Annotated in this window: 33 protein-coding genes and 1 pseudogene; 11 read left to right on the forward strand and 23 right to left on the reverse strand. The window is 65.5% G+C overall.

What is annotated here, in order from left to right; genetic code table 11:
* Positions 1–36: 36 nt before the first annotated feature.
* Positions 37–342, reverse strand: a complete 306-nt coding sequence (locus tag KBI52_RS21965) for a hypothetical protein (protein ID WP_210811725.1) — start codon at positions 340–342, stop codon at positions 37–39.
* Positions 343–533: 191 nt separating this feature from the next.
* Here KBI52_RS21965 and KBI52_RS21970 point away from each other — a divergent pair, with 191 nt between their 5' ends.
* Positions 534–986 (forward strand): hypothetical protein, encoded by a 453-nt coding sequence (locus KBI52_RS21970; protein WP_210811726.1) that lies wholly within the window; start codon positions 534–536, stop codon positions 984–986.
* Positions 987–1,082: 96 nt separating this feature from the next.
* The gene (locus KBI52_RS21975) at positions 1,083–1,862 is read left to right on the forward strand and encodes a Crp/Fnr family transcriptional regulator (RefSeq protein WP_210811727.1); all 780 of its coding nucleotides are present in this window, start codon (positions 1,083–1,085) and stop codon (positions 1,860–1,862) included.
* A gap of 57 nt (positions 1,863–1,919) precedes the next feature.
* Here KBI52_RS21975 and KBI52_RS33135 read toward each other — a convergent pair whose 3' ends face one another.
* From KBI52_RS33135 to KBI52_RS21990, 3 genes are all read right to left on the reverse strand, one after another.
* Positions 1,920–2,741 (reverse strand): response regulator, encoded by an 822-nt coding sequence (locus KBI52_RS33135; protein WP_247654564.1) that lies wholly within the window; start codon positions 2,739–2,741, stop codon positions 1,920–1,922.
* A gap of 299 nt (positions 2,742–3,040) precedes the next feature.
* Positions 3,041–3,628 carry a PAS domain-containing protein gene (locus tag KBI52_RS21985; protein WP_210811728.1) on the reverse strand — a complete coding sequence of 196 codons (588 nt, stop codon included), beginning with the start codon at positions 3,626–3,628 and terminating at the stop codon, positions 3,041–3,043.
* Positions 3,629–3,871: 243 nt separating this feature from the next.
* Positions 3,872–4,456, reverse strand: a complete 585-nt coding sequence (locus KBI52_RS21990) for an Hsp20/alpha crystallin family protein (protein WP_210811729.1) — start codon at positions 4,454–4,456, stop codon at positions 3,872–3,874.
* 416 nt (positions 4,457–4,872) lie between these two features.
* Between KBI52_RS21990 and KBI52_RS21995 the strand changes: the two genes are divergently transcribed.
* Positions 4,873–5,634: a Crp/Fnr family transcriptional regulator gene (locus KBI52_RS21995; RefSeq protein WP_210811730.1), complete on the forward strand. Its 762-nt coding sequence runs from the start codon at positions 4,873–4,875 to the stop codon at positions 5,632–5,634.
* Between the two features lie 138 nt (positions 5,635–5,772).
* Here the strand turns inward: KBI52_RS21995 and KBI52_RS22000 are convergent, their stop codons facing one another.
* Complete coding sequence (locus tag KBI52_RS22000) at positions 5,773–5,985, reverse strand: hypothetical protein (RefSeq protein WP_210811731.1); 213 nt, start codon at positions 5,983–5,985, stop codon at positions 5,773–5,775.
* A 211-nt stretch (positions 5,986–6,196) separates the two neighbouring features.
* Between KBI52_RS22000 and KBI52_RS22005 the strand changes: the two genes are divergently transcribed.
* Positions 6,197–6,550, forward strand: coding sequence for a LysR substrate-binding domain-containing protein (locus tag KBI52_RS22005; protein WP_210811732.1), 354 nt, complete (start codon positions 6,197–6,199; stop codon positions 6,548–6,550).
* Between the two features lie 497 nt (positions 6,551–7,047).
* Here the strand turns inward: KBI52_RS22005 and KBI52_RS22010 are convergent, their stop codons facing one another.
* From KBI52_RS22010 to KBI52_RS22020, 3 genes are all read right to left on the reverse strand, one after another.
* Positions 7,048–7,374: an ATPase inhibitor subunit zeta gene (locus KBI52_RS22010; protein WP_210811733.1), complete on the reverse strand. Its 327-nt coding sequence runs from the start codon at positions 7,372–7,374 to the stop codon at positions 7,048–7,050.
* An 80-nt stretch (positions 7,375–7,454) separates the two neighbouring features.
* Positions 7,455–7,802, reverse strand: a complete 348-nt coding sequence (locus KBI52_RS22015; protein ID WP_210811734.1) for a DUF2853 family protein — start codon at positions 7,800–7,802, stop codon at positions 7,455–7,457.
* 187 nt (positions 7,803–7,989) lie between these two features.
* A complete protein-coding gene (locus KBI52_RS22020) occupies positions 7,990–8,274 on the reverse strand; it encodes a hypothetical protein (RefSeq protein ID WP_210811735.1) in 285 nt (94 codons plus the stop codon).
* A 513-nt stretch (positions 8,275–8,787) separates the two neighbouring features.
* Between KBI52_RS22020 and KBI52_RS22025 the strand changes: the two genes are divergently transcribed.
* Complete coding sequence (locus KBI52_RS22025; protein WP_210811736.1) at positions 8,788–9,924, forward strand: DUF3616 domain-containing protein; 1,137 nt, start codon at positions 8,788–8,790, stop codon at positions 9,922–9,924.
* 96 nt (positions 9,925–10,020) lie between these two features.
* On the opposite strand, the gene KBI52_RS22030 is transcribed toward KBI52_RS22025, so the two are convergent.
* The 3 genes from KBI52_RS22030 to KBI52_RS22040 form a co-directional block, all read right to left on the reverse strand.
* On the reverse strand, positions 10,021–10,287 hold the full coding sequence (locus KBI52_RS22030) for a hypothetical protein (RefSeq protein WP_210811737.1): 267 nt from the start codon (positions 10,285–10,287) through the stop codon (positions 10,021–10,023).
* 290 nt (positions 10,288–10,577) lie between these two features.
* A complete protein-coding gene (locus KBI52_RS22035; protein ID WP_210811738.1) occupies positions 10,578–10,721 on the reverse strand; it encodes a hypothetical protein in 144 nt (47 codons plus the stop codon).
* Entirely contained in the window at positions 10,712–11,182 is a 471-nt protein-coding gene (locus tag KBI52_RS22040) for a hypothetical protein (protein WP_210811739.1), read from the reverse strand. The genes KBI52_RS22035 and KBI52_RS22040 overlap by 10 nt, the downstream gene beginning before the upstream one ends.
* Before the next feature lie 263 nt (positions 11,183–11,445).
* Between KBI52_RS22040 and KBI52_RS22045 the strand changes: the two genes are divergently transcribed.
* Entirely contained in the window at positions 11,446–11,946 is a 501-nt protein-coding gene (locus KBI52_RS22045; RefSeq protein WP_210811740.1) for a hypothetical protein, read from the forward strand.
* Positions 11,947–11,995: 49 nt separating this feature from the next.
* On the opposite strand, the gene KBI52_RS22050 is transcribed toward KBI52_RS22045, so the two are convergent.
* Positions 11,996–12,595: a M15 family metallopeptidase gene (locus tag KBI52_RS22050; RefSeq protein WP_210811741.1), complete on the reverse strand. Its 600-nt coding sequence runs from the start codon at positions 12,593–12,595 to the stop codon at positions 11,996–11,998.
* A gap of 354 nt (positions 12,596–12,949) precedes the next feature.
* Here KBI52_RS22050 and KBI52_RS22055 point away from each other — a divergent pair, with 354 nt between their 5' ends.
* The 4 genes from KBI52_RS22055 to KBI52_RS22070 all read left to right on the forward strand — a co-directional run bounded on the left by KBI52_RS22055 (position 12,950) and on the right by KBI52_RS22070 (position 15,006).
* Positions 12,950–13,228, forward strand: a complete 279-nt coding sequence (locus KBI52_RS22055) for a hypothetical protein (protein WP_210811742.1) — start codon at positions 12,950–12,952, stop codon at positions 13,226–13,228.
* 171 nt (positions 13,229–13,399) lie between these two features.
* Complete coding sequence (locus KBI52_RS22060; protein ID WP_210811743.1) at positions 13,400–13,858, forward strand: MaoC family dehydratase; 459 nt, start codon at positions 13,400–13,402, stop codon at positions 13,856–13,858.
* Between the two features lie 72 nt (positions 13,859–13,930).
* Positions 13,931–14,374 (forward strand): hypothetical protein, encoded by a 444-nt coding sequence (locus KBI52_RS22065; protein WP_210811744.1) that lies wholly within the window; start codon positions 13,931–13,933, stop codon positions 14,372–14,374.
* Between the two features lie 113 nt (positions 14,375–14,487).
* The gene (locus KBI52_RS22070; RefSeq protein ID WP_210811745.1) at positions 14,488–15,006 is read left to right on the forward strand and encodes a GNAT family N-acetyltransferase; all 519 of its coding nucleotides are present in this window, start codon (positions 14,488–14,490) and stop codon (positions 15,004–15,006) included.
* Between the two features lie 247 nt (positions 15,007–15,253).
* Here the strand turns inward: KBI52_RS22070 and KBI52_RS22075 are convergent, their stop codons facing one another.
* The 4 genes from KBI52_RS22075 to KBI52_RS22090 form a co-directional block, all read right to left on the reverse strand.
* On the reverse strand, positions 15,254–15,559 hold the full coding sequence (locus tag KBI52_RS22075; RefSeq protein WP_247654566.1) for a GlsB/YeaQ/YmgE family stress response membrane protein: 306 nt from the start codon (positions 15,557–15,559) through the stop codon (positions 15,254–15,256).
* A 95-nt stretch (positions 15,560–15,654) separates the two neighbouring features.
* A complete protein-coding gene (locus tag KBI52_RS33685; protein ID WP_210811746.1) occupies positions 15,655–16,191 on the reverse strand; it encodes a hypothetical protein in 537 nt (178 codons plus the stop codon).
* Positions 16,192–16,486: 295 nt separating this feature from the next.
* A complete protein-coding gene (locus KBI52_RS34270; RefSeq protein ID WP_210811788.1) occupies positions 16,487–16,831 on the reverse strand; it encodes a transposase in 345 nt (114 codons plus the stop codon).
* A gap of 382 nt (positions 16,832–17,213) precedes the next feature.
* Positions 17,214–17,621, reverse strand: coding sequence for a transposase (locus KBI52_RS22090; protein ID WP_210811747.1), 408 nt, complete (start codon positions 17,619–17,621; stop codon positions 17,214–17,216).
* 516 nt (positions 17,622–18,137) lie between these two features.
* On the opposite strand from KBI52_RS22090, the gene KBI52_RS22095 reads away from it, so the two are divergent.
* Entirely contained in the window at positions 18,138–18,464 is a 327-nt protein-coding gene (locus KBI52_RS22095) for a DUF1476 domain-containing protein (RefSeq protein ID WP_210811748.1), read from the forward strand.
* A 97-nt stretch (positions 18,465–18,561) separates the two neighbouring features.
* On the opposite strand, the gene KBI52_RS22100 is transcribed toward KBI52_RS22095, so the two are convergent.
* From KBI52_RS22100 to KBI52_RS22130, 7 genes and pseudogenes are all read right to left on the reverse strand, one after another.
* Positions 18,562–18,903 carry a phasin family protein gene (locus tag KBI52_RS22100; RefSeq protein WP_210811749.1) on the reverse strand — a complete coding sequence of 114 codons (342 nt, stop codon included), beginning with the start codon at positions 18,901–18,903 and terminating at the stop codon, positions 18,562–18,564.
* Positions 18,904–18,991: 88 nt separating this feature from the next.
* Positions 18,992–20,227 (reverse strand): HlyD family secretion protein, encoded by a 1,236-nt coding sequence (locus tag KBI52_RS22105; RefSeq protein ID WP_210811750.1) that lies wholly within the window; start codon positions 20,225–20,227, stop codon positions 18,992–18,994.
* 3 nt (positions 20,228–20,230) lie between these two features.
* Positions 20,231–20,761, reverse strand: coding sequence for a hypothetical protein (locus KBI52_RS22110; protein ID WP_210811751.1), 531 nt, complete (start codon positions 20,759–20,761; stop codon positions 20,231–20,233).
* Positions 20,758–21,459, reverse strand: coding sequence for a 3-oxoacid CoA-transferase subunit B (locus tag KBI52_RS22115; RefSeq protein ID WP_210811752.1), 702 nt, complete (start codon positions 21,457–21,459; stop codon positions 20,758–20,760). The genes KBI52_RS22110 and KBI52_RS22115 overlap by 4 nt, the downstream gene beginning before the upstream one ends.
* Positions 21,460–21,462: 3 nt before the next feature.
* On the reverse strand, positions 21,463–22,110 hold the full coding sequence (locus KBI52_RS22120; RefSeq protein ID WP_210811753.1) for a CoA transferase subunit A: 648 nt from the start codon (positions 22,108–22,110) through the stop codon (positions 21,463–21,465).
* Between the two features lie 11 nt (positions 22,111–22,121).
* Positions 22,122–22,902 (reverse strand): annotated as a pseudogene (locus tag KBI52_RS22125) (3-hydroxybutyrate dehydrogenase).
* A gap of 66 nt (positions 22,903–22,968) precedes the next feature.
* A complete protein-coding gene (locus KBI52_RS22130) occupies positions 22,969–23,244 on the reverse strand; it encodes a hypothetical protein (protein WP_210811754.1) in 276 nt (91 codons plus the stop codon).
* Positions 23,245–23,247: the final 3 nt, after the last annotated feature.

Raw genomic sequence — 23,247 nt, forward strand, 5'->3', positions numbered from 1 at the left:
GATCCTGCCCTGCCGGAGGCCGTATCGCGGATAGCCTCAGGCGGTCGCGCAGATGTCCTCAAAGGCCATGAGCCTCATTATCCGGTATTGAAGATCGGCAAGCCGTCCGACGTGGGGCTCGCGCTCCCGCTGGTGCCGTTCTTCGAGCTGGGCCAGGAGGTGCTGCCTGATGGCCTCCGGCCCCTCCCATGCCTGGAGATGCTCCCGGGCCCCCTCGTACCGGACCTCTACGTCCGCCAACGCCGCCAGCGTGGCCTGGAGCTCGGGCAGAAGATCGTCGGGATAACAGGGATCCTGCGCTGCAGGGGTGGAAGGTCGTGACGTGTTGGAGCTACGCGGCATGGTATGCTCCTCCCTTTCTGGGAAGGCGCAGAGGATAGCACCCTTGGAATAATCCGAAAGGCTGATCTTTGGCCGCGCCCCGCGGGCGTGCTTTCGGATCGGTCCGCCGCCATCGGCCCTGGCGGCTGGTCGAACCTCATGGAGGCACGGCGCGTTGACTTTGCCAGGGTGCTGCCAACGAGCCACCAGCCATGACCCGTTACTACTTCCATCTCAGGACGGCGCAGGGGCTGAGCCCCGACGAGCTGGGCCTTGACCTGCCGGATGTGGAAACCGCCTATCTGGAGGCGTTCACGACGGCACAGGAGATGTGGCCGGACCTGCTGAGGCGACGGGAAGACCCGATCCGGTACACGTTCGAAATCGCGGACCGGTTCGGCCAGGTGGTTCAGACGCTGCCTTTCGCCGAGGTTCTCGACCGCGCCAGGGGCCGCACCGCCCGCCAAAGCCTGCCCCGCGCCGCCCGAACGGCCCAGGAGCTTGCCGACCGGACGCGGCATCTGGCCGCCGCCGTGGACGAGCAGGTCAGGCAGGCGCGCGAGAGCCTGCGCCTGTCACGGGACTTGTTGCGAGCCTCGGCCCCGGACCAACCCAGTCTCGGGCCTCCCAGCGAACCCAACTGGATGCCGGGCCGTGATCCTTAGTGCGACGGGCTCCGCCCGAAGGGGGCTTGTTGATGCCTGCGCCACAGGCCGGCCATCCGGCGGAGGGGTATCGTCGATCCAGCGGAGGATGCCGCCATGCTGAACCCACTCGTCCGCAAGCTGGAGAACTTCGCCTGGCTCTCCGATGACGACCGGCGGGCGCTGGAGACCGCGACCCGTCAGGTCAGGGCGTACCGCCCCCGCGAGGATGTCATCCACGAGGGCGACCAACCAGAGTCGGTCAAGCTGCTGCTCGATGGCTGGGCCTGCCGCTGCAAGCAGCTGGAGGACGGGCGGCGGCAAATCATGGCCTTCTTCGTGCCGGGTGACCTGTGCGACGTGCGCGTGTTCATCCTGCGCCAGATGGATCATTCCATCATGACCCTTTCGCCAGCCACCGTCGCCACCATTCCGCGTGACACCATGCTCGCCTTGATGGAGCAGCATCCGCGCATCACGCAGGCCCTGTGGTGGTCGACCCTGGTGGACGAAGCGGTGCTGCGGGAATGGGTGGTCAACCTCGGCCAGCGCAGCGCCGATGAGCGGCTCGCCCATCTCCTGTGCGAGCTGTTCATTCGGCTTCAGGCGGTGGGGCTGACGCGGGGCAACACCTGCGAGCTGCCGGTGACCCAGGGCGAGCTCGCCGACACGCTCGGGCTGACGACCGTCCACGTCAACCGCACGCTGCAGGAGCTGCGGCGCGACGGGTTGGTCGATCTCCGGGGCAAGACCCTGACCCTGCGCGACCTCGACGGCCTGCAGCGGCTGGCGCTGTTCAACCCCAACTACCTGCACCTGGAGCACGAGGGCGAGGAGCTCAACGCCAACCATCGCCGGCCGGATGCTCCGGGCGGGGCGGCGAGCCCGCTGCCCTGACGGCTGGAGATGGCGGAATCGTTGCCGCAGGGCTCTGGCGCGGGTCCGAGGCCCTTCTCAGCGGCGCGAGGCCTTGCCGGACATTGGGTCCATCGGTTCGGGGCTCGGACGGTCGTCCAGGCCGCCTTCCCTGGCGACGGTCTCCGGGGGCGCCAGGCTGGCGCGGGCCGTGAACGTGCCGATCACCGCCTCATTGACGGCATCGATGATCATCGCCGGCGTGGTCGGCTTGGCCACGAACACGGCGTTGCCGGGCAGGTCCTCCTCCGGCCCGGTCACCCCCGACATGATGATGACACTCAGCTTCGGACTCTTCGCCGAAACGGCGCGGGCGAGCTCGAAGCCGCTCATGCCCGGCATGCGCACGTCGGTCACCACCGCCAGCACGTCCGGGCGGGCGCCCAGCAGCGCCAAGGCCTCATCGGCATGGGCCGCCTCCAGGACCCGGTAGCCCTCCTCCTGGAGCAGATCGACCATGAACATGCGCACCAGCGGCTCGTCCTCCACCAGGAGGATGGTCTTGGTATCAAGGGGAGAAGACGACATTGTGCGGCCTCCTAGGGCTTTTGGTCTTCGTCGCCCCCGCAGCTCCGCCTGGCGTCGGGCCCAGGCATGTTGTCTGGCATCAGCCTCGGCAACGGCCTGCTGGACCCAGGCTGCCGCCGCCGCGAGGCTGCGGAACACCCCACGGCCAGACCCTCGCGCCGAGCACGGTCCGAAACCGGCCTCCACCAGCCACCCGTTGCGGAGCTTGGGATCGTCGATTTCGTCGGAGACTTGGACCAGAACCGCGACCAGCTTGTTGTCGCGCAACACGAGCAGGCCCTCCTCGTCGGCGCTGCCGGTCTCAACACGCACCCGCTGGTAGGTCATGCCCATAATCGGAGAGCATATCTCCTCAGCCACCACGCGCATTCACCTGGATTAGCAAAGGCGCCCGCACAACCAGAATCGTGAGGCGCGACGTCCGCCTCGGGGCAAGCGATCCATTAGACCCGGAACCAGGCCCACGCCTGCCATCGCGGCATCCCGCACGATGCTCGCCGCGGCACAACAGAAAGTCGATGAAACCAGGTGCGGTGTCAGCGTCGTTCAGCTTCTGATGCCGAGCGCATCATCCTGGCGCGTGAGAGGATTGTCTTCTCGCAGAGTCTTCCGGCGAAAGGTGTCTGACGGCGTCAGTCCCGGGAGCCACGTGCCGATGACTGTGCGGAAGCGCGAGCCAGGCCGAGGTTCGTCTGCGACTGCCTGACAAGCTCCCGCGCCTCCAGGCACGCACGCTCGGCCCGAAAGAGCAGGCTCTCCTGCCCAGGCTGTGGCTTGGGCGCAAGGATGTGCTCGGTCACGTCGGTCACGTGGTGGACGATGGCGATCACCGAACCGGCCTCATCGACAATCGGCCAGTTGACCGGGCTCCAGTAGCGGACCTCCCACACGCCATCCGGACGCCTGATGTCGTAGCGCTGGAGCGGCATGACATCGCGTCGGATGTGCGCGAGGGCGCGTTCGAACGAGGCGCCGAGATTGCGGACGCCGGTGGCCTGGTCGTCGAGCGGGTTGTCGGGGAAGGCCTCGAACATGTCGCAACCGACCAGCGCGTCGCGCCGGCGCAGGGTCGCCGCCATGTAGGCGTCGTTGACCCCGGCGATCCGCAGGGTCGGCGCGAGGATGAGGTAAGGGTGAGGCGCGCCCTCAAACATGCCGCGGTAGATCGCCTCGGCCAGCCGCACCTGCGTGGCCGCGGTGCGGAAGCTGGGTTGGTTCATCGCGTCGGTCATGGCCCGCACTCAGTCGTGACACCCGCTGCCAACAGCATTTCGCTTGGCCCGGCAGCTTCCAGGCAGTTTACAACCCTGCCGTGCCTTCGCTCCATCCGCCGCATTGTCGCGACCGAGAATGGGACCGCCGTCTTCATCACAGGCAATATGCCGCCCCACCGGGCCAAGGCTCGCGAAGTTGTTCCTCTCGTCGTGGACGACGAACGCGTGCGCCAGGACATGGGCCTGCCGTCAGCCGGATCGCGTGTCAGCAGAACGATCCGATGGGGCGGTGGCCTCCTGTGGCTCCCTTCCGCCGGCGGAGCCCTGACTCGTCGAGCCGCTGCCCTGCACCTGGATGCGGCGGGAGCGCTCCTGCCGCCCGGTCTTCGGCACGGTCACGGTTAGGACCCCGTTCTCGAAGCTGGCTTGGATCTGCTCGGACTCGACGGCATACGGCAGCCGCAACGAACGCTGGAAGGTGCCGTAGGAACGCTCAACGAAGTGGAAGTTCTCCTTGTCGTCCTTGCGTTCCAACTTTTTCTCACCCCGGATGGTGAGTACGTCGTCATCGAGGCTGACGTCGATGTCCTGCTCGGTGACGCCGGGCAGCTCCGCGGTGATACGGATCTCCTTGTCCGTCTCGGACACGTTCATGCTGGCATTGACGAAGGCGCCGACATCGCCCTGGCCCTGGCTGCCCGATGCAGCGGGCAGGTTGGCGCCGCGGAAGACGTCGTCGAACAGGCGGTTCATCTCGCGATGAAGCGAAAGAAAGGGGTCACCGGGGAACATTCCGCTACCGGGGCGGTAGGGGGTCATCGGATTGCGGGCCATTGTGCATTCCTCCTCATCAACCTGAGTTCCGCGGCGGGGGCGTCCCGCCCCGGAAGGGCAACACAACTCGACTGGATGTTGTCGGATCCGGCATCTCCGCCATGGGGGAGCCAGAGCGGACGCGCTCGATCCGGCACCAATCATAATCCTCCTTCGCCCACCTCGGAATGGAGATTAGGTCTGCATGGCACCTCGCCTGCGGCCTTCATGCTGAACTGGAGGAGCCGCCCCCGCCCTCCTGCGGGCAGCGCCGCATGCCTCCGCCTCCCGGCCCGTTGCGGGACCGGACAGATTGCTGGCGGCTGGTTCCACATCCATGGATCGGCGGGAAATCCGCAAGCGGGACGCGGAAAACATCACCATGAGCGTGGGTTTCGGCTATCCTCGATCATGACCAGTCCTCAGGAGCAACCGTGATGAATCCGCTGGTTCGCAAGCTGAGCAACTATGTCGACCTGCCGGAGGACGACCGGACGGCGCTGGACGCTCTGGTGCAGAAGCCCAAGGTCGTCGCCGCCCACACCGACCTTGTTCGCGAAGGCGACCCGACCGCCGGCGTGTACCTCATCCTCAGCGGGTGGGCCTGCCGCTACAAGATGCTGCCCGACGGGCAGCGGCAGATCATGGCCTACTTCGTTCCCGGGGATCTGTGCGACCAGCGCATCTTCATCCTCAAGCGCATGGACCATTGCATCGGCACCATCACGCCGGCCACCGTGGCGATCATCGCGGCGGAGACCATAATCGAGCTCACGGACCGCTATCCCCGCATCGCGCGGGCGCTGTGGTGGAGCACGATGGTGGACGAGGCGATCACGCGCGAGTGGGTGGTCAATGTCGGCCAACGCGATGCCTTCGAGCGCGTGGGGCACCTGATCTGCGAGATGTTCGTGCGCGTCCGCGCCGTCGGCCTGACGGAGGGTCTGAGCTTCGACTTCCCGGTCACCCAAGGCGAGGTGGCGGACACGACCGGGCTGACGACGGTTCACACCAACCGCATGCTCCAGGCGCTTCGGGCCGAAGGGCTGATCACCCTGAAGGGGCACCGCCTGACCATCCTTGACTTGGATCGGCTCGTGAGCCTGTCACTGTTCAATCCGAGTTACCTGCACCTGGAGCATGAGGGGAACGGATCGAGGAAGTGGATCGACCGGCCTCGTGATGAGAGCCCTGCTTAGCAATCCCTCCCCTGGATCTGTCATAGGCCCTACATCTCACCACCAACCCTGGATGAGTTGGAGTTCGCGCATTTCCGACGGAGACAGCAAGAGGACTCTTTCACCGGTGCGCCCCATGCACCGATCCACCGGCTCTTGCTACTGCAACACCGCCTTGGTCGGGAGATCCATGATGCATTGCAGCCCGCCGGGCTGGAACGTCAACGTCGTGGTGCCCCTGAGATGATAGGGCAAGGTCTGCGTCAGCAGCTCGGTCCCGAAGCCGCTGCGCCGGGGCGCAAGCGAGACGACGGGAACGCCCGTCTCCGTCCACTCAATCCTCAGCCGCTGATCGTCATCATTATCCTCCAAGCACCACGTCTGTGAATCGGCACCGACGGTTGGTCCGTCGTGAGGGAAGCGCAATGCCTTGGCTTAGCGACACAAAATGGAAATTCGGTGGGGTCAGGATCGGCGCCGATGATAACCCCGCCGACGCGATAAATCCTCCAGTGAAATCATGTGCTTGATGGCAGTCGGCTCAAGGGTCAGCGTTCGATGCTGATTCACACACTCTGTGGTCATGCTGCACGACCGCTGGCTGCTCGACGCTATCATGACGACGCAGTTTGCCCAGTCCGGAGCAAGGCTCGAGCCTTGCATCGTCTCGAACTTGATCGAGTTCATGCGGCAGGTCATTCTGAGAAATCTCGGCATCGGGTTCTTCAGTCCCATCGGATTTCTGGACGAGATCAGACGGGGTGAACTCGTTCATGTGCCCTTGGCGGAACCTCAACTGGCTGGAAGTGGCCTTGGCATTCTGGTCCCGCAACATAAGCGGATGACGCCCTCTGCCCGCATCGCCATGGATCATGTGAGAGCCTCTCTCACGGAATTCCTGCAGGTGTCTCCGGTCTCTGATGCGGACCAAGAATGAAGAGGAGGTCGTGGCTGAGCGAAGATGTTTTCTATAGGTCGACACAGTTCCCGACGCGGATGTGAGCAGTCAGTGGATGTGGGGTGTTCGCGAACCTTCTCTTCTGCTGGTGTCCGGCACCCCATGGTTTGTCCGGCAGTCGTCGCACGTCGTCGTCGGCAGAGGATGCTTCGTTCGATAGGGCTGAGGCCCAGTTGGGGGGAGACATTGCAGCCATATCCTGCTGCGGCGACAGGCGGACCCGCCTCTCCTCACCCAAGGTGCGGAGCATGCCTTCGCACGGGCCTCCCACACACCGATAGCTTCGCTCCCGCGCCGCAATCGCGATTATCTCCATGTTTTCCGCAATGAAGGTCCGCTCACACCGCTGAGGCCGAAATCCCGATAATGGCAGCCCGGTGCCATAAACAGTCGCGGTCCGGCAGCAAGACACCATTTCATTCATTGCATCATCCCATTGGCACCCGGCATCGCCAACGGAAAACCAACCGGTGGTCTCATGGCGACATGAGTTTGCGTGCGAGCGTCACCGCCGCGGCATCGGTAGAAGCCCCCCGTGCGGTCGGCAGCAGGTTCCCGGCCTTGAGCATGAGCTCGGTCATGACGTTGAGGATCCGCTCGTCCGATTCATTTACGCCCGCGGCATCGAAGTCCTTGCGGATCTTGCTGAACACGTCGTTGCGCTCAGGGTCGCCCTCCCCCCTGGCAAGGGCCTCCGAATAGGCCTCCGCTTCGCCGCCCCTGAGACCCAACTTCTCGGCGGCCCACCGGCCGAGGAGCTTGTTGCGGAGGATCGTCTTCACCGCGTCGTCAGAGCTAGTCATGCGAACCCCTCCGGTTGCCGGCCGTTGAACGCCTCTTCCCGTCAGCGACTCCGTGGCCGAGGTGGAATGCCGCCCAGGGCTCAACTTTTCTCTGAAGGCGGATTTGGGCCACTGAACAGAGACAGTTTCCCAAACCGCTCGGCCAACAGATAGTAGACGGTGACCCTGTTCTTCGTCCTGTCGCCTTTCATCGTCTCGCCGACGCTGATGATCGCCTTGTCGAGATCGGCGTCAGCATCAGTCAGACCAAGCTTCTTCTTCAGGAAGTTCTCCCGCACGCGGGCGAGCTCCTCCTTGTCGGCGAGCGCGACCAGGGACGAGTCTCTCTTCTGCAGGGCTATGCCACAGTAGCGGGCGATGCCGGCAATGGCGCTTGGGTCCGCGTTCGAGGAATATTTCTGTACGTCTGCCGCCCAGTTTTCCGCCATCATCTCCTCCATGCGTTGACGCACTTACACCCAGATGATTTCCGCGATGGCACTTCCTGCCAGACTGACATGCCCAAGCCGCCACAGTCTGCCGCAGGTGTTCCGATCCGAATGATCCCGCGGGCAGGAGCCCTTTGGCGGAGGGCACAAGAGAACCCCGTAGTCGCCCCCTTGAGCAGGGTGCTCCTCAAGCGGCCCTGTTCTTGAGCGCACCGATGATGACGGTCAAAATCGCACCGCCGGCACCGCCGCTGATGAGGTTGGCGATGACTCCCCCAACACTGAAATCGCCGCTCGCGAGGGACGCACCAATGGCGGGCATGGCAAGGGTTACGATCTGTCCAAGAACTCCGCCGCCAACAGCGCCCGCGATCAGATTTCCGGCCGTGCCCAGATCAAACTGGGGAGATGCTTTCCCCACCGCTCCACCTCCCGCGGCGCCGGCGATCAGATTGATGAGGATCTGTTCCATTCGCACCTCCCATTGAGCGTTGAACCTCGTGTCACCTAAAGCACGGGCTTGGCCTTGGTCCCCACCAACCGCGAGCCCTGAGGCTAAAACTCTCCCATCAAGCTCGCGCCTGACCCGGACCGCCCCCTTCAGCCGACGGGATGGAACCGGAACCCATCATCTTCCCCATCACGGACGGTCGCTCTTCCCGCAATGGCAACAGACGCCAGGATGGCCGTCATGGCGTCGCCGTCCGATGTTTCATCTTAGTCCGGGCGAGAACACCCGCTTGATTGGCTGGGACAATTCCTTGACAGTTTTAGCCGCCGGCCTGCCGTTCCTGATCGGTGCCCCGATGAACCATGGTGGTCCTGTCAAGTGCATTGACCGACGCAAAGACCAGCACACGGTTTCGCCTTCGTTCCTTGACGGTGAGGGCCCCTCGCGGCCGAACCGTTGTCAGGGTATTCTTCGCCAGGTTCCCGTCGGACCGCGTGGGCGGTCAGTTTGTCAGCACCAGCGGAGGGAACGACCATGCCAAATGACAGCCATGCAGGCCCTCTCGGACAGGTCGATCTCACCTTTTCCGACTGGCGGCCGCTACGCCATGTGGAGGACCCGCTCCACAAGGATCTGTCCGCCGTTGCGCGCGTCGGCGACAGCCTTTTTCTCGCCTGCGACGAGACCGCGAGTGTCGAGCGGCTGCGGCGCGTCGGGGACGTCCGGTTCGGCGACCATCGGCATTTCGCCCTCGATGAGTTCGTCGACCTGCCGGCCGGCGCCGATGGCGAGATGGACATCGAGGGCTTGTGCGCCACGGACGGCTTTCTCTGGATCGTCGGCTCGCATGCGCTCAAGCGCAGCAAGCCCAAGCGCGACGAGAGTGACGCCGATGACGCCCTGCACCGAATGGAGCGGGTCGACCGTGAGCCGAACCGTCATTTCCTGGGCCGGATCCCACTCGTCGAGGAGGCACCAGGTTTGTTCATGCCGGCCCGCTCGGACGGCAGGCGGCAGGCCGCCTGGGCTAGGTTCGGCAAGAGGAGCAGCGCCCTCACCCGTTGGCTCGCCGATGATCCGCATCTCGGCCCCTTCCTGACGATCCCGGCCAAGGAGAACGGGTTCGACGTGGAGGGACTGGCGGTGCGCGGGGATCGGATCTGGCTCGGCCTGCGCGGGCCGGTGCTGCGGGGCCACGCGGTGGTGCTCGACCTGGAGTTCGCCGAGAAGGCCCCGGACCGACTCAAGGCCCGTCGCATCGACGGCGAGCGGCGCTACCGCAAGCACCTGCTTGACACGCGCGGCCTCGGCATCCGCGACATGCGGTTCGACGGCGACGATCTGCTTCTGCTGGTCGGACCCACGATGTCTCTGGAGGGTCCGGCATTCGTGCTGCGCTGGCGCGACGCGGTCCATGACGACGCCCCCGGCGTCATAGCCCCGGACCGTATCGAGACGGTCGCCGAATTACCGTATCGGTTGCACGCCGATCACCCCGAGGGCATCGATCTCTGGCCGGAGGCGGGTCCCGGGGGCCTGCTCGTGATCTATGACGCCCCGGCCCCGGAGCGGACGGACCCGGAGGCCTTCACGATGCGCGCCGACCTGATCGACCTGCGCCGGCCGAAAGCTAGGTCACGGGCTAAGCGGGTGGCGGCATTGGCTTCCTAGCATTCGGACCGAAATGCGTTACACAGGATGGCCTTCGGCCCGTCAGGCGGGCGGCATTCGGCCTGGTGCACCGGGCCCACTTGCCCGCACGACGCGCTAGCAGCGCCGGAGCCGCGGCTGGCCCGAGGCATCCATCATCATGCGGCCGTTCTGGTCGTACATGTAGCAGTAACCCGGGGACGCCTGGGCCGTCCGGGCACCTGCAGCCGTACCCACGGCCGCGCCGCCGACGCCGCCGACCACCGCCCCGACCGGACCGCCGACGAGCGCCCCCGTGGCAACTCCGGCCGCGGTTCCAGTGGTCGTGGGTGAACAGGCTGAAATGGCTACGCACGCACACAGAGCTAAAGCGAGCTTGAACATCTGCCGCTCCTCTTCTGGATGCTGGTGTCCGACCTCACCGCGAGCTGTGATCACCGGCGAAGGGTCACCTTGTTAACGTAGCAGTGCTGGCATGGTTGCCGCACGGGTCAGCCTCCAGTGGCGGTAGTCTCCGAGGCCGCATGTTTCGGGTCGATCCCTGACGGTTCGTGGGGACAGTGGGCTCGGTTCTCCGCACCAATGGTGCATTAAGCCGGTCCCTATTGTCCCCCGGGGCTGCTGTCCCGCCCGCGCAGGTTGTCGATCAGGATATGCACGCTGATCAGCAGCACTCAGATGGGACGGACCATGATGCTCGAACTGAGATAGAAGCTGTTGAGAAGGACCAGCGCAGCCAGCGCATAGCCGATCCCGGCCATCCACCGCGGCGCGATCCCGGTGTAGATTACGACCGTGGACGTCGAGATCATGAACACGCCGGCCATCTTGATCGCATAGACGTTGGAAAAGATGTAGGCGACCGCGCGTCCGAAGCGGAACGTGGGGCCGGACCTGTCCCGGTCATCTCGACGGAAGGTGCAATGAGCAGTAAGGCGCCGACAATCGTGGCCGCCATGAACAGGGTGGCCAGGAACAGCAGGCCGCTTCCCAGAAACACGGTTGCGAAGAAGCGATCCTCCTTCTGACCGAGGCGGTCGCGCAGCACGCCGATGAACCACAGGAAGGCGATGCCTGCAAACGGAATGAGGTTCAGCGCCAATGCCACGGATCGGGAGCCGTCGGCCAGCCAGGTGCCGGGGTCCAGTGGATCGGCCGGAACCGCGTTCCGGAAGACCCAGAACATGATGACCAACAGGATGGAAAAGACGATACCGGCTACGGCGGCCGCCCGTGGTGTCCGCAGATGCGAGTACATGCCGGTATCGTCCTGAGGCATCGCCGCCCTCCTCGCGTGAGCCCAGACCCATGCACCCGATGGTACCGTCAGCATGAGCGCTCGGTGAAGGGGCATCGTCGCGCTTGGTGCGTAGGCACCGTCCGCAGCGGGCTTGCCTGGGCCGGCGCCCCTACCTCCTGTGGCTTGACGGGTTCAGGAGGCGTTCTCAGGTCGACTGCCGACGGGCATAATCAAAGTCGGCCCGGTCGGGTCAGCCGGCCGATGCGCAAACGGGTGGACCAATGGAGTGCCGTTCCCGCCGCTTGCCTTGGAGCGTCATCCCGCTGCTCAGCCTCCTGGCTGGGGACGCGGACGCCAACCCTGCCCTCCTTGAGCGCTACGCCGGCACCTTCTCAGGGTCTGGAACCATCGTGGAAGGACCGAAGGCGGACTCTCATCATGTCCGCTGCCGCTTCACCATTATGCAGCAGGGCGCAACGGGTCTCTCCCTTCAGGGCACGTGCCAGGCCTATCTGATCATCTCACGCTCCATCAGCGCCGATCTCACCTGGGATCCCCGGTCCCGTCGGGTCACCGGCACCTATACGGGCGCACGGGTCGGAACAGCGCGCCTCTCTGGCCGGCAGGCGGGGATGGACTTTGACCTGACGATTGAGTGGCCGAAACCCCTCTACGGCGACACGACGGCCCAGATGAGGGTTGCGAGCCTCGGCCAGGATCGCTTTCGCATTGTGGTCACGGACCGCATTGGAGCGAACGGCCCTGTCCGCGCCACAACCGACCTGACCCTGCTGCGGCGTTGAACGAACGGCAAGAGGCCGACATCTAGCAGTCGCAAGGCACCCATGCCGGTTATGGCAACACGAGCTCAAAATGCGAGCGGTCCATGTCCTTGAAGCCGTGGAACCGGCCGCCCCAGCGGATCGGCACGCCCAGTTCCGCGGCGGCCTTCCCCAGCGCGGCAGCGATCCTGTTCTGCGTCTGCGGATCAAAGAAGACCCGACCTTCGTGGTCGAGCGGCCACAGATCCACTGCGTTTCCCGACTGGTGCGGGCTGTCCTGCGTCCTGGACCAGCCCCAGGCCACCGCCATCCGTTGCAGCCGGTCGTTGCGCCGGCCCGAACCGATCACGAAGCGCAGCCCCGGATTATCCGCCTGCACCTTCCGCACCGCCCTGGCGAGCGTTGGGTTCAGGGTCCGGAGGCGGGCCTCATGATTGCCCACCGGGTTCGGGTTCCAGACGCGGAACATCGCGAGCTGATCCCGCCCGTATTCATCCCTGGCGGGGATCCTTGCGTAAACGCCGCCCGGCCCGTGGTGCAGATCGCCGGAGACCTCCGCGGATGCTGGTGATGCAGCGCGAGGTTCGGGCCGGGCGCCGGCATCCAAGCCGCATGCGAGAAGCGCGATGCCGAGCGCCCAGAGGCGGAGGGAGGGGACAATTCGAGCCATGCGGCCCGAACCGTCGCAGTTCAACGGCGCCAAAGGAAGGCGGGGCCATTCAGTTTCGACGGCGTGGCAGAATGTGATTGGAGCAGGGCTGAGTCCTGCCACCCGCCCACCTCGTCCAGGGTTTTCCGCATCGGGAACTTGGACGCCGGGCATGAGCGGGTCGATGGCTCAAACTGTCAAGGCTCTGTCCCAAGCAATCAAGCATGACCGCCCGGCTGAGGTACTTTGGTCTCATAAGATGTTCGGCTTGCTGCGCGGGGGCGACATCATTGCCAGCCCCGTTCGCAGGCCCGTCTCGGTCGGGCTAGGCCCACTCACACGAACCATCACCCGGAGAACCGCGAGGCGAAAACGATGGTGGCACTCTTGAAGGCGCCCGGAAGCCGGCAGACCCTCTTCGCGGTGGCTTTGCTCGGCCTGTCCCCGTCGGTCAATGCAGCCTTGGCGAACGATCCCACGCCGGTGCAGGCTCAGGAAACCGGTTCGAAGTCGGCCGGGAGCACATCCAAGCAGTCCAGATCCGCCAAGGCACCGGCATGGAAGCCGACGGGAAAGTCCGACGGGGCCGGCAATTTGGTCTACGGGCTCATCAACCAGATCCGAACCCAGAGCGAGGAGCTCTGCGCCCGCTAGGGCAATCCAAGCGACTGCCTGGAGGAGGCCGAGGTCTGCCTGACCATGCGCGACACCGACGACAATCAGGTCAGGCTGTGCCTCAACACCGTTCCCGGGGACAGCGCCGCCGATGGGGGGACAGTGCAGAAGTCGCGGCTGAAACGGTAGCCTCGATGCTCATGGTGCACAATGCGGATCTTCAGGGACTTTGACGAGATCAAAGCGGCGGTCGGAACGGAGGTCGGGGTGAGCGACTGGATTGACGTCACCCAGGAGCGGATCGACCAGTTCGCCCGGGCCACCGGCGACGATCAGTGGATCCATGTCGATGTTGACCGGGCACGGCATGAATTGCCTGTCGGCACCACGATTGCCCATGGCCTGCTCACCCTCAGCTTCGCACCGGTGTTTGTTCGTTCCGTCATGCACCTGGAAGGGGTGACGAACACCCTCAACTATGGGGCGAACCGCATCCGGTACCTGGCGCCGGTGCCGGCGGGCTCGCGGTTGCGGGGGCGCGTCAGCATCGCGGCCGCGCAGGACGCGCCGCGCGATGGCCTGCGCGTCACCTACGGTGTGACCATTGAGATCGAAAACCGCGAACGCCCGGCCTGCATGGCTGAGCTCATTGCCGTGCACTACCGGTAACCGAAGCGCCATGGATCTGGAGGGGCGCAAACGCCGCAGAGGGGCGAACCCTTCAAGCCTTTGGAGGCTGCCATGAAGAAACTCGCAACACTCGCCGCGGCCGCGTTGATCCTGACCGGCAGTGTCGGGACGGCAAACGCACAGTACTGGCGTGGTGGCTATTACGGCGGATACTACCGCCACGGCGGATGGGGTGGCGGTGGCGCTGTCGCGGCCGGGCTGATTGGCGGGGCGATCCTCGGAGGCCTGATCACCGCAGCCGCAACAGCTCCCGCCTACGGGTATGGTTACGGCTATCCGGCCTATGGGTATGGTTATCCTGCCTACGGCCCCTGGCCGGGCTACTATTACCCCCGCCCCGCCTACTACTATCCGCGTCCCGTCTACTATGGTCCGCGCTACTACCCACGCCGGATCTATTACGGTCCTCGTTACTATGGGCCCCGCTACTATGGTGGATACCGGGGCTACTACGGCCCGCGTTACTTCGGGCCACGCGTGGCGTACCGTCGGTAAGGGTGAGGACATGCCGCGCCCGGGAGCGCACGAGCGTGACATCGCTCCCCCGGAGTTTCCAGGAGGGGGGACAGCTGCCTCGTGAGTTCGCGCCAGGAGATGAGGAGACGGCAGTGCGGGCAAGGGACTACTGGGCTACCGAGACGCTGCGCGACGGACGCACGGTCGAAATCCGCGCCCTCAGGCCGGAGGACCGGGCCGGCCTGCTCGCCGCCGTCGGCCGGACCAGCGACCAGTCCCTCTACCGCCGCTTCTTCGGATTCAAACGCGGCTTCACGGATCAGGAGATCGACTTCTACCTCAATGTCGACTTCGTGGGCCACGTCGCCCTGGTCGCGCTGCTGGAGGAGGACGGCCAGCCGGTGATCGTCGGCGGGAGCCGCTACGTCGTGGCGCAACCGGGCCAGGCCGAGGTGGCCTTCGCCGTGGATGATGCCCACCAGGGCAAGGGCATTGGCACAGCCCTCATGCGTCACCTCGCGACCCTTGCCCGTGACGCCGGGCTCACGGAGCTGGTCGCCGAAGTCCTGCCGGAGAACACCGCGATGCTGAAGGTGTTCGAGACCAGCGGGCTCGGGATCGGGACGCGGCGGGAGCCGGACGCCACCCATGTCGTGCTTCAACTGGCGTGACCCGGACCGGCCCATTGCGGCGCCCATCGTCCTTGGCCCCCATGGTGGCCGTCCCCAAAGTGGCAAACGCTTGTCCCAAGCCATCAAGTGCGCTGTCGATGTGGGCCGTAGGTTGGCGGCCCGCCGTGCCGTGGTACACCCAGTGTCGGGGTCGCGGGCGTCGGGAATCCACCCCGGCATCCCCATGAACCATGGCGGCCCGAGTGCCCAACGTCGGCCGACGCTGACGAGCCGGTGGTTTGGCGTCTTATTCGGCGGGGGCAGCGCCACCAGCCCGGGACCAGCGCGCGATCCAGAGCACCACCAGGATCAGCAATGTTCCCGCACAGGCGGCGACGATGTCCCGCAGCGAGATCGTGACCGCATCGAGCTCTGGGAAGAGGCCCAAAAGGCGGAAGAGGAGACGGCCGACGAAAGCCCCGACCAGCCCCATGCCGAGGTTCTGCAAGAAGCCGAAGCCCCGGCGCTTCCACGTGACGATGAGCCCGGCGATGCTTCCGCCGATCAGTCCCACGATCATCCAGACGATGACCTGCGCAAGGGACGGCATCATGGATCCCTCCTCGGAATGGCCTCTCACTCGGCCGGCGCCGGCGGCGTGACGCCGGTGACCTGGGCCGACGGTTCCTCGCCCCGGAGCGGGATTATTCAGTAGCTCTCCACCACGGTGCTACGCGCCCATCCCCCCGGCGTGCGGCACGAGCATCCGGCTCCAACCGGCGCCGCATTGGTCAGGGCGCAGGTCAGAACCGAGGTGGCACAGTATCCACCAGCGGCCGACGCGACCGGCGTTTGATAGGCGGAGTACGGATAATTGTAATACGGATACCGGCCATAGTAGGGATAGCGTCCGCCATAGTAGCCGCGGTAGCACGGAGTGCGCCCGCCGTAATAGCCAGCCGTGCGGTAGCCGGAGCGGCCACCTGAAGTGTTGATCGCAGCCCGACGAAAGCCGGGCCTGGCGGCAACCGCCCGCCCTCGGGAGCCACCCACGCCACCGCGTGGGATGTACATCCTGGAGCCTCCACCAAAGCCGCCGCCCCGGAGGCCTGCGCCTCCGCCGAATCCGCCCCCGCCGATGCGGGCGCCACCGCCGCCACGGCCGCCGCGTTGGGCCTCGGCCACATCCGGAATCAGAAGAGCGCTCGCTGCGAGAGCGCCGAGAGCCAGGAGAAGCCTTTTCATCGCCATCCCCCTCATATGAGGCGTGTGGTGTCAAGAGTGGTGCGCAGCGACTGGATCGCTTGCAGACGATGTCAGGATCGGCCTCGCGGTCAGCTGCGGAACAAGTCCACATCACCTCATATCCGGTCGGCTCGCCAGGAGCCTGCACCCATATCCCGCATGCACGGGTCAGTCTACGAGGCCAGGAGGGATGGAACCCATCTTTTGGACGGCATCACAGCCCTGGGGGGCATACGGTCCACATCCATCCTGCTTCGTCGCAAGCGGCAGGAGCCGCTTCGCGTCGAACTCTGGGCTAACTCTTGATGACCGCTCCCTCCGGCACCAGCCCCTGGGTCACATAGCGCCACAGGGTGACCATCAACTTACGGGCGAGCGCCACGATCATCGTGCGGCGGATGCGCCCCTTGCCGGCGTCGACGCGCTCTTGAAACCAGCGCGCCAGACCGCTCTCCGGTTGGTGCCGCAGCCACAGCCAGGCCAGCTCAATCGCGGTGCGGCGGGCACGGGGGTTGCCCGATCGCTGAAGGCCTTGATCGCGGCTGACCGAGCCACTGTTCCAGAGGCTGGAGGCCAGGCCGAGATAGCCGGCGATCTCGCGCCGGTTCTGAAAGCGGCGAAAGAAGACCTCGTCGGCCAGGAATGCTGGCGCTGGTCAGGCCGATGCCGCGCAGCCGGCTCAGCTGGGTGGCACCGGTGGCCGCTGTCTCAGCGGCTTGAACCTGTTCGGCCTCAACCTCCGCAATCATGGCGATCACTTGCCACAGGCGACGGCACTCCCGCTCGATCTCGGCTGTCAGGCAGGGCGTGAGAGCCCGCCCGTCGGCCGTTCGCAGTTCGGCCAGCCGCTCGCGCCAATCGCGCCGCGCGGGCGCAAAGTCGCGGATGCCTTGGGTCTTGGTTGTGTAAAAACGCTGACGTGTCGCTCGCTGAAGCAAGTTTATGTCTTGGAAGACCGCGTAGGCCGGAGATTCCACGGCTTATGGGGCGACTGTTGTACAAATAGTTCGTCGAGCTCGGACCTATTCGCGTTTTGACACACCCAGGGTCATCAGCAATCCCTTGATCCGGCTCGCATGCTGACCCCGCTCGTTGACGAGCCGGGCCCGTTCCCGGCTGCGGCGGCGCTCATCCTCGTGTTCCGGGCTAGGGACCCGTACCACGCGGCAAACCCGCGGCTCCCCACGCTCGAGGGCTATCAGCGTCCGCAGCAGCGCCGCAGCATCGAGCCGGTCTGTTTTGGCGCGGCGTGACCGGCGGTCGACCAGGATACTGGCTGCATCCAAGACCCGGTTGTCGATGCCCGACGCACACAAGAGGCGGTGCAGCCAGAACCCATCATAGCCGGCCTCGTAACAGGACATCACGCGCACCGAACACGCCAGGGCGGTTTGCGCCTGATCGCGCTTGCGTGCGATCAGCGTGAGCAACTCCTGCACGTCGCCACTGGCCAGGCGATGCAGGCTGACCTTGTCAGCCGCAGGCGAGTGCAGCGCGCCAGCCAGGTCGCCTTGCTCAATTCCAGGGCCACGAAAAGTGTGGCAGGCTTCTCGCTGACGGGCGGCGGAGCAACGGATGAGAGGTCCATGGGGCGTCTCCAGGGTTCGGATGTCGGACCCCGAAACCCTACCCGAGTTCCGCTGTCCGTCGCCTCATAGGAACTTTCGCCGCCAGGTGCACGGCATGGCACAAGGCAGGCTGTCATACCGTCCATTGTGATCCTGTTGGGGAGACATGCTTGATCGTCTGGGACAAGCGCTTGGCACTTTGTGACGTACGAACCACGTGATGATCTCGCATCCGTTCCCATTCCCTCTCCGGCAGTCACCGTCCTCCACGCCCGCAGATGTGATGCCGTCAGGTAGCGATCCTGGTCAGGCGAACATCGATTTCGTGTATGATGACATTGGCGACAACCTGCTGGCCCCATGCCCCGGAGGTGCCCCATGACCCTGTTCCAGGACCGCGAGCAAGCCTTCGAGCAGATATTCGTGCATGACGAGGAGGCGCGCTTCAGGGCGCTGGCGCGGCGCAACAAGCTGCTGGGGCAGTGGGCCGCCACCCAACTCGGCCTCACCGGCGCCAAGGCCGACGAGTACGTCGCCGAGATTGCCAGGAGCGTGGTGGCGCGAGTCGTCGACGAGAATGTCGTCGAGACGCTCCAGGCCGATTTCGCAGCCCATGGCGTCAGCCAGTCCGCAGACCAGATCCGGCAGAAGATGGCGGAGCTGATGGCGGCGGCGGTCACCCAGGTCCGCTCAAGCGCCTGGTAAGGTTTTCAGCGCGATCTGCCTGCCGCGAGCCGCCAGTGCCGAACCGCTTGGTCTCAGTCAGCTGACACCTCTTGGACCACCGTCTTGCGGGAGGCTGTCAGCGTCCGGTCCCGCCGCCGCCGTTCACGGACCTGGTGCAGATGGTCATCAGCTTGGTCATCTCGGAATTGTAGTCGTGGAGGGTTTCCTCCATCCAGCGCGACTGGATGGCCGTCACGTCCGCGGGGTTCCGGCAGCCCATCATCTCGCGGGTGGTCTCCGCGTCCTTCTCCAGGCGCATCGACACGAAGCTCATCATTTCGCGCTGGCATTCGGCGGCCGCGGTGAACCAGGTTTCCGCGGCGTTCGCCAGGGCGCGACCGCTGTCGCCTGACATGGAAAATACGGCCCCGCTTCGCAGCGTGTCCGATGTTCCTGAACTCTTCGGCATGGTGGCCATGGACCGTCCTCCTTGAACAAAATCCTTCTTCACCCTGAACGATGCCCCCTCGCCTGCTCCGGGCGGGCAAAGACCGCTTCTATCGATCTCAGTGCCCGCCGAGCACGAGGGTCTGGATCGGGTACACCAGCGCCTGGATGCGCAGGATCAGGGCATGCACGAGCCCGACGGCATCCACCGCGTGGAGAACGATCCCCCGCATCGTGCCGGTCTCCGGGGCGATGATTTCGTCGTGATGGCTGGTATAGGCATTGACGATGCAGCTGCTGCCAGGGGTGACGCCGTCGAAGCCGCCCTCGTAGAGCGGCTCAAGAAAGGCCATGACGGTTCCGGGCCGCGTCACCTGCTGGGCTTCGAGCAACTGCTCGCCGCCGCGGAACTGACCGGCGGCGATGTAGTCCTGCACCCCGGTGACCACCATCGGAATGATCGTCCACGGCTTCGACGCGCAGGTGGCTTCGGCCACCATCCCGACCGTCAGTGCCTGGGACTCAACCTGCCCGAAGCCGGCCTGCAGGCGTCCCCGTCCTGCACCCTCGGGAATCAGGACCCCGGCCGGGCGCATGAGCGGGTTGACGACATCGCCCACCCGCAGCGTGAACTGCTCGACCCGCCCATCCACGCCGGCCCGGACGACGGTCTTGGACAGGTCCACCTCGGCCTGGGCCAACTCGGCCTCGGCGCTGGCCTTCTGGGCGGGGAGCAGCGTGGAGAGCTGCGCCTCGGCCTGCTGCTTGGCGGCGGTGGCGGCATCGATGGTGCCCTGGCGGCCCTGCACGGCGACCTGCAGCTTCTCGATATCCCGCGTGGCCACGGCGCCCGGATTGCGGCGGTAGATCTCCTGCTTGGTCTCCAGCTCATCCACCGCCTGCTGGTGGGCGCTCCGCGCCTCCACGATCCTGCCCTCGGCCGCCTGGATGTCGGTGCGCGCCACCACCATGGCGGCATCGGTTTCGGCGATCTTACGGCGGGCGGTCTCCGCGGCCGCCTCCTGCTTCGAGTTGTCGAGGCGGAAGATCGGCGCGCCCTGCTTGACCGGGCCGCTCACGCCGTCGACATAGACTTCCGCGACGCGCCCGTTGGTCTCGGGCAGGATCGGGACGGTGCGGAAATACGCCGTGGCGTTCGTGGTCGCCGGGTGGTTGTAGAAGACCACCGTGATCAGCCCGATGGTGAGCATGAGGCAGGTGACGATGCCCCAACGCAGCTCGAACCAGACCGAGTAGAGGGTGATCTCCTTGCCGATCCGTTTGCCCTGGCCATAGCGGCGGTAGAGATAATCCGGCAAAATCGTCAGCATGGAGCAGAGAAGAAGCTCAAGCATGGATCAGCTCCCTGTGTTGACCGGAGAGATCTGCGGTTTGGGACGGGATGGCATCCGGGCGGGGGTGATGGTCTTCGGCACATCGATTGTTGCTTCAGCGGCCGCTTCGTCGGCCGCTTCCCTCGCCCGCTCGGCCGGCGGGCCGTGGGCGCCAATCTCGTCCGGCTCCTGGGCTGCGCCCTCCCCGGGCCTTAGGCCGGCGATCTTTTCCAGGGCTCCGGCCATCCTTCGCAATGGGCTTCCAAAGTCGGGAATGTCGATCAGGGCGAGCAGCAGGCCGGCGACCCAGAAGATGTGCATATGAGTGAACAGGGCCAGCAGGCCCAGCACGGCGACGATCTCGAACTGCAGCTTGTGGGATTTGTGCGCCATGCGTTCGGGCAAGGTGTGCAGCCGCAGGAACAGGAGCCCCACCGCCAGCACCGCGAGCACCAGAAACACCGCCACGACCACCATGAGGACGTCGGTCCCGCCGGGTGCGGTGATGAAGATCGGCAGATGGTGGGGGGCGACCGGGTTGAGTGATGCGGTCATACGGTCTCTCCCATGGACGGTGTGGCGGTGGCTTTGGACTCAGCCTTCGAGAGTGTTGGATTGGACAGTTCAGAGGAAATGACCAGGTCGGCCTCGGTGGCGCTGACGACCTCCTCGACCGTAACGCCATCCTGCGTCTCCAGAAGAGTCGCGCGGCCGCCCGGGAAGCCGATCACCGCGAGCTCCGTGACGACGAGGTCCACCGGCCGGTCCGACGTGAGCGGCAGCGAGCACTCCCGGACGATCTTCGGGCGGCCCTTGGCGGTGTGCTGCATGGCGACGATGACGCGCTTGGCGCCTGCCACCAGGTCCATGGCGCCGCCCATGCCCGGCACCATCTTGCCGGGCACCATCCAGTTCGCGAGCCTTCCATGCTCATCGACCTGCAGGCCGCCGAGCACCGTGAGATCGAGATGGCCGCCGCGGATCAGGCCGAACGACATCGCGCTGTCGAAGGTGGACGCGCCTGGCAGCGCCGTGACCGGCTTGCCTCCAGCATCCGTGAGCCACGGCAGTGCCATGCCGGGATCGGCCACTGGCCCGGTGCCGATGAGGCCATTCTCCGACTGGAAGAAGACGTGCATCCCCTTGGGGACGAAGTTGGCCACGAGAGTGGGAATGCCGATGCCGAGATTGACCAGCATTCCATCCCGCAGCTCCTGCGCGATGCGTTTGGCGATGAGGGATTGCGCGTCCATGGTTCAGCCTTTCGCAATGAGGTAGTCGACGACCGGAGCCGGCGTCATGACGTGGTCCGGTGAGACGACGCCCACCGGCACAATGTTCTCCGCCTGAACCACGACGGTCTCTGCGGCCATGGCCATCAGCGGGTTGAAGTTGCGGGCGGTGAGGACATACCCGAGATTGCCGAGATAATCGGCGATGAAGGCATGCACGAGGGCGAAGTCAGCCCGCAGGGCGGGCTCGAGCAGGTAGTCGCGGCCATTGACTGCGATCTTTTGCTTGCCCTCCTCGACGAGGGTGCCGACACCTGTCGGAGTCAGGATGCCACCGAGCCCGAAGCCGCCGGCGCGGATGCGCTCGGCGAGCGTGCCCTGCGGGACAAGGTCCACCTGCAGGCTGCCGGCGAGCATCTGCTGCTGCGTCTCGGGATTGAGGCCGATATGGCTCACGATCACCCGTCGCAGCAGTTTCCCCGTGATCAGCTTGCCGATGCCGACGCCTGGTGCCGCCGTGTCGTTGGCGATGACGGTCAGATCACCTTTCTGCTGCCGCACCAGCTCGTCCACCATCGGCTCCGGCGTGCCGACACCCATGAAGCCGCCGATCATCAGGGTGGCGCCTGCGGGGATCATCGCGATAGCGTCTTGAAGGCTAATGGTCTTCATCATCGATCTCCTCACTGTGCGGTCCAGCCACCATCGACCGGCAGGGCGGCGCCGCGGATCTGTGCCGCCGCGTCGATGCAGAGGAACGCGGCCAGTGCCCCGATTTGCTCCGGGGTGGCGAATTCGAGCGAGGGCTGCTTCTCGCCGAGCAGCCGTGCCCGTGCGTCATTTCCGCTGACTCTTTCCGCAGCGGCAATGTCATCGATCTGCTTCTGCACCAGGGGCGTCAGCACCCAGCCCGGGCAGATGGCGTTGCAGGTCACGCCGGTGGTCGCCGTTTCGAGCGCGACCACCTTGGTCAGCCCGAGCACCCCGTGCTTGGCCGCGACGTAGGCGGCCTTGTGCGTCGACGCGACGAGCCCGTGCGCCGAGGCGATGTTGATGATCCCCCCAGCCACGGCTCTCCATCTGGGGGAGCACCGCCTGTGTGGCGCAGAAGGCAGCCGTGAGATTGATGGCGAGGATCGCGTTCCACCGCTCCATCGGGAACTCGCGGACTGGCGCCGTGTGCTGGATGCCCGCGTTGTTGACGAGGATGTCTACCCCGCCGAGGTCACGCGTCGCCTGCTCGATCATCCCATTGATCTCTTCCGGCCTCGCCATGTCGGCGGCGCTGTAGGACACCAACACGCCATGCGCGTCGGCGAGGGATGAGCGGACCCGGTCGATCTCTGCCGGGTCGCCGAACCCGTTCAACAGCACGTCGGCGCCTTGTGCCGCGAGGGCTCCGGCGATTCCGAGGCCGATGCCGCTGGTCGAGCCGGTCACGACGGCCGCCCGGCCCTTGAGCATCCCGGACGCGAACGGCTGGGTGGGCTTTGTTGATGCGGAAACGTCCATGGGCTCCCTCCTGTGAGGTTACCGATCACATCCGCTGCAGACACTGCGCAGGGTGCGGTCCAGCCGACGATCCATCTCGCGCAGCTTTTCGTCGGCCTCCGCCTCGCGCTTCTCCGCGGCGCCCTGCCCGTCTTCCTGCTGCTGAACGGACGAAGGCGTCGGCTGCCGGAGCATCGGCCGGTCAGGGGACGCGGGCTGCTGATCCGGCGCCTGGGCCCATGCGGCGCCTGCCAGAAGAAGGGCAAGCGTCACGCCGCCGATGTGCTTTTGCAGCGGCAAGAGACTGGAAGTCATTGT

Source organism: Microvirga sp. HBU67558 (genome assembly GCF_018069605.1).
Taxonomy (GTDB): Bacteria; Pseudomonadota; Alphaproteobacteria; order Rhizobiales; family Beijerinckiaceae; genus Microvirga; species Microvirga terrae.

Coding starts and splice junctions, on each gene's coding strand:
- KBI52_RS21990 (WP_210811729.1), bottom strand. CDS start 4,456: ATGGCCCGCAATCCGATGACCCCCTACCGCCCCGGTAGCGGAATGTTC.
- KBI52_RS22050 (WP_210811741.1), bottom strand. CDS start 12,595: ATGGCTCGAATTGTCCCCTCCCTCCGCCTCTGGGCGCTCGGCATCGCG.
- KBI52_RS22020 (WP_210811735.1), bottom strand. CDS start 8,274: ATGGAACAGATCCTCATCAATCTGATCGCCGGCGCCGCGGGAGGTGGA.
- KBI52_RS22120 (WP_210811753.1), bottom strand. CDS start 22,110: ATGAAGACCATTAGCCTTCAAGACGCTATCGCGATGATCCCCGCAGGC.
- KBI52_RS21985 (WP_210811728.1), bottom strand. CDS start 3,628: ATGAACCAACCCAGCTTCCGCACCGCGGCCACGCAGGTGCGGCTGGCC.
- KBI52_RS21970 (WP_210811726.1), top strand. CDS start 534: ATGACCCGTTACTACTTCCATCTCAGGACGGCGCAGGGGCTGAGCCCC.
- KBI52_RS21965 (WP_210811725.1), bottom strand. CDS start 342: ATGCCGCGTAGCTCCAACACGTCACGACCTTCCACCCCTGCAGCGCAG.
- KBI52_RS22065 (WP_210811744.1), top strand. CDS start 13,931: ATGAAGAAACTCGCAACACTCGCCGCGGCCGCGTTGATCCTGACCGGC.
- KBI52_RS22105 (WP_210811750.1), bottom strand. CDS start 20,227: ATGCTTGAGCTTCTTCTCTGCTCCATGCTGACGATTTTGCCGGATTAT.
- KBI52_RS22095 (WP_210811748.1), top strand. CDS start 18,138: ATGACCCTGTTCCAGGACCGCGAGCAAGCCTTCGAGCAGATATTCGTG.
- KBI52_RS22060 (WP_210811743.1), top strand. CDS start 13,400: ATGCGGATCTTCAGGGACTTTGACGAGATCAAAGCGGCGGTCGGAACG.
- KBI52_RS22030 (WP_210811737.1), bottom strand. CDS start 10,287: ATGTTCAAGCTCGCTTTAGCTCTGTGTGCGTGCGTAGCCATTTCAGCC.
- KBI52_RS21975 (WP_210811727.1), top strand. CDS start 1,083: ATGCTGAACCCACTCGTCCGCAAGCTGGAGAACTTCGCCTGGCTCTCC.
- KBI52_RS33135 (WP_247654564.1), bottom strand. CDS start 2,741: ATGGGCATGACCTACCAGCGGGTGCGTGTTGAGACCGGCAGCGCCGAC.
- KBI52_RS22110 (WP_210811751.1), bottom strand. CDS start 20,761: ATGACCGCATCACTCAACCCGGTCGCCCCCCACCATCTGCCGATCTTC.
- KBI52_RS22100 (WP_210811749.1), bottom strand. CDS start 18,903: ATGGCCACCATGCCGAAGAGTTCAGGAACATCGGACACGCTGCGAAGC.
- KBI52_RS22130 (WP_210811754.1), bottom strand. CDS start 23,244: ATGACTTCCAGTCTCTTGCCGCTGCAAAAGCACATCGGCGGCGTGACG.
- KBI52_RS22115 (WP_210811752.1), bottom strand. CDS start 21,459: ATGGACGCGCAATCCCTCATCGCCAAACGCATCGCGCAGGAGCTGCGG.
- KBI52_RS22005 (WP_210811732.1), top strand. CDS start 6,197: ATGCTGCACGACCGCTGGCTGCTCGACGCTATCATGACGACGCAGTTT.
- KBI52_RS22075 (WP_247654566.1), bottom strand. CDS start 15,559: ATGATGCCGTCCCTTGCGCAGGTCATCGTCTGGATGATCGTGGGACTG.
- KBI52_RS21995 (WP_210811730.1), top strand. CDS start 4,873: ATGAATCCGCTGGTTCGCAAGCTGAGCAACTATGTCGACCTGCCGGAG.
- KBI52_RS22015 (WP_210811734.1), bottom strand. CDS start 7,802: ATGGCGGAAAACTGGGCGGCAGACGTACAGAAATATTCCTCGAACGCG.
- KBI52_RS33685 (WP_210811746.1), bottom strand. CDS start 16,191: ATGAAAAGGCTTCTCCTGGCTCTCGGCGCTCTCGCAGCGAGCGCTCTT.
- KBI52_RS22040 (WP_210811739.1), bottom strand. CDS start 11,182: ATGCCTCAGGACGATACCGGCATGTACTCGCATCTGCGGACACCACGG.
- KBI52_RS22055 (WP_210811742.1), top strand. CDS start 12,950: ATGGTGGCACTCTTGAAGGCGCCCGGAAGCCGGCAGACCCTCTTCGCG.
- KBI52_RS22010 (WP_210811733.1), bottom strand. CDS start 7,374: ATGACTAGCTCTGACGACGCGGTGAAGACGATCCTCCGCAACAAGCTC.
- KBI52_RS22025 (WP_210811736.1), top strand. CDS start 8,788: ATGCCAAATGACAGCCATGCAGGCCCTCTCGGACAGGTCGATCTCACC.